The 2,689-nt window shown below is 75.8% G+C and carries 1 protein-coding gene; it reads right to left on the bottom strand.

The window, feature by feature from the left end; genetic code table 11:
- Window positions 1-130 precede the first annotated feature (130 nt).
- Window positions 131-2,404 (bottom strand): RNA polymerase recycling motor ATPase HelR, encoded by a 2,274-nt coding sequence (gene helR / locus ACFWH7_RS15985; protein ID WP_378217797.1) that lies wholly within the window; start codon window positions 2,402-2,404, stop codon window positions 131-133.
- Window positions 2,405-2,689 lie beyond the last annotated feature (285 nt).

Consider the following 2,689-nt stretch of genomic DNA (forward strand, 5'->3'; position numbering starts at 1 on the left):
CGTCTGTGTTTCTTTTTTTCTGTCTCTACCGCCCCCCCCCCCCCCCCACCCCCACCCCCCCCTCCTTCGCGTGTGTGGCCCCCTGGTGGGTCCCCCCTCCCTCCCCCTTACCCCCCCCCCACGCCGGTCCTCAGCGATCCAGGACGACGAGGCGCTGCGTCGCGCGCGTCATCGCGACGTACCGGTCCACGGCGCCCTCGACGCCGTGGCCGAACGCCTGCGGGTCCACGAGCACGACGAGGTCGAACTCGAGGCCCTTCACCGTCTCGGGTGTGAGCACCCGCACGCGCGACGCCCGGTCCTGCTCCGCGCCGAGGCGCGCGGAGATCGGCTCGGTCGACGCAGCGACGGACCCCGCGCCGCCGATCACGCAGGCCGTGCCCTCGGCGTGCTCGGCGAGCCAGCCGTCGAGCACCCCGTCGAGGTCCGCGACCGAGCCGTAGGCGACCGGCACGCCCGTGCTGCGCACCGAGGTCGGGACGTTGGCGTCCGGGAGCGCCGCCCGGATGACGGGCTCCGCCGCCGCCATGACCTCCTGCGGCGTGCGGTAGTTGACGCTCAGCGACGCCTCCGCGACCCGGTCGAACCCGACGCGCCCGAGCCGCTCGCGCCACCCCTCCGCGAACCCGTGACGCGCCTGCGCGCGATCCCCGACGACCGTGACGCTGCGTGACGGGCAGCGACTCAGCACCATCTGCCACTCGGCGTCCGTGAGCTCCTGCGCCTCGTCGACGACGACGTGCGCGAACGGGCCGGCGAGCCGGTCGGGCGTGGCCGTGACCATCGCCCCCTCGTCGACGAGCGCGTCGCGCAGGTCCTGCCCCTTGAGCATCGTCATGACCATGAGCTCGCTGTCGTCGGACGCGACGAGGTGGTCGACGACGTCGTCCATGCGGGCGCGCTCGGCCGCGGCCGCGGCCTCGTTGCGGCGACGGCGGCGCGACGCCTCCGGGTCGCCCAGGCGCTGCCGGGCAGCGTCGAGCAGCGGCAGGTCCGCCGTCGTCCACGCCTGCGCGTCCGCACGCTGGAGCGCCCGCACCTCCTCGGGCGTGAGCGACGGCGCGCACAGGCGCAGGTAGGCGGGCACCGACCACAGGTCGGCCACGAGGTCCGTCGCCTCGACGAGCGGCCACGCGCGGTCGAACGCGGCGCCGAGCGCGCGGTGGCCGCGCAGGGCGCGGCGCACGTCGTCGGCCGACAGGTCCCCGGCGTCCTCCGAGGCTCCCTCGCCCACCGTCTTGTCCACGAGGATCTCGACGAGAGCGGCCCAGACGTCGTCGCGCGCCTCGTTGTGCGGGGTGCCCGGGTCGACGGACTCGAACGCCTCGGCCCAGTCGGCCGTCGAGAGCCAGACGTCTGCCCACGGCGTCTCGACCTCCATCCCCTCCGCGGGCGGACGCTCCGAGAAGCGCACGGCCGGCTCGATCGCGGCGACCAGCTCGGCGGACGCCTTGAGGCGCGCCACCTCGGGGTCGGTCTCGGGGCGCGCCGCCGCGCCCTCGGGCACGAGGTCGCGCAGCGTGCACGTCTGCACGCCCTCCTCGCCGAGGCCCGGCAGCACGTCCGCCACGTACGCGAGGTAGGGGCGGCTCGGCCCGACGACGAGGACGCCTCCGTGCCCGCCGCCCACCTGGGGATCGGCGTAGAGCAGGTAGGCGGCGCGGTGCAGCGCCACGACGGTCTTGCCCGTGCCCGGGCCGCCGTCGACGACGAGAGCGCCCCGCGAGCCCGCGCGAACGATCGCGTCCTGGTCCGCCTGGATCGTGCCGAGCACGTCGCGCATGCGCGGCGACCGGCTCACGCCGAGGCTCGCGACGAACGCCGACTGGTCGTCGAGCGCCGCGCCCGAGCCCGCGCCGTCGGGCACGAGCTCCTCGTCCCAGTAGTCCGTGACGCGACCGCGCGTCCACCGGTAGCGGCGTCGCGCCGCGAGGCCGAGCGGGTGCGCGGGAGTCGCGGCGAAGTACGGCTCGGCTGCGGGCGAGCGCCAGTCCACGAGCAGCCGCTCCCCCGCCGTGTCCGTGAGGCCCACGCGCCCGACGTAGACCGGGGCGGAGCCGTCGGCGAACGTCATGCGGCCCAGGCACAGGTCGACGCCGTAGCGCTGGAGCAGCCGCAGGCGACCGCTGAGGCGGTGGATCTCCTGGTCGCGCTCGAGCGCCTCGGTGCCGCTCCCGCCGGGCGCGCGGCGCGCCGCGTCGAGGCGCTGCGAGAGGTCCCCGACGGAGTGCTCGAGGCTCGCCGCGATCGCGGCGAAGTGCCGCTCGTCGGCTGCGACCAGGGCGGGGTCGGCCTTCGCGGCGAGCCGCTCGGGGAGGTCGAAGGTCTGGGCGGCGCCCGGGTTCGGACGTGCGGTCGGGTCGGTCGTGCGGTCGGCGGTCACGGGGGCGTCGGGCAACGTCATCAGCTCCGGTCCGAGGTCGATCGGGACGGCACGGACCGACGACGGTCCACGCACGAACGGAGATTCTGCGCCCCCAGGGGGGCCTTGCCGCAAGATCCCCCGTGCGCTATACCTTGGAAAGGGAGGCCGGTCGGCCTCCTTTCCCGTTCCCGTCCAGACCACGGTCGGACCGGCGATCGCGCGCCGAGATGCGAGAAGTGGGGGGGGGGGCGCGGGGCCGGGGGGGGGGCGGCGGTGCGCTTGGGTGAGTGGGTGTGTCGGTCGGACGGGCTGCGAGAGCCCGCC

The organism is Cellulosimicrobium cellulans (genome assembly GCF_042723955.1).
Taxonomy (GTDB): Bacteria; Actinomycetota; Actinomycetes; order Actinomycetales; family Cellulomonadaceae; genus Cellulosimicrobium; species Cellulosimicrobium cellulans_H.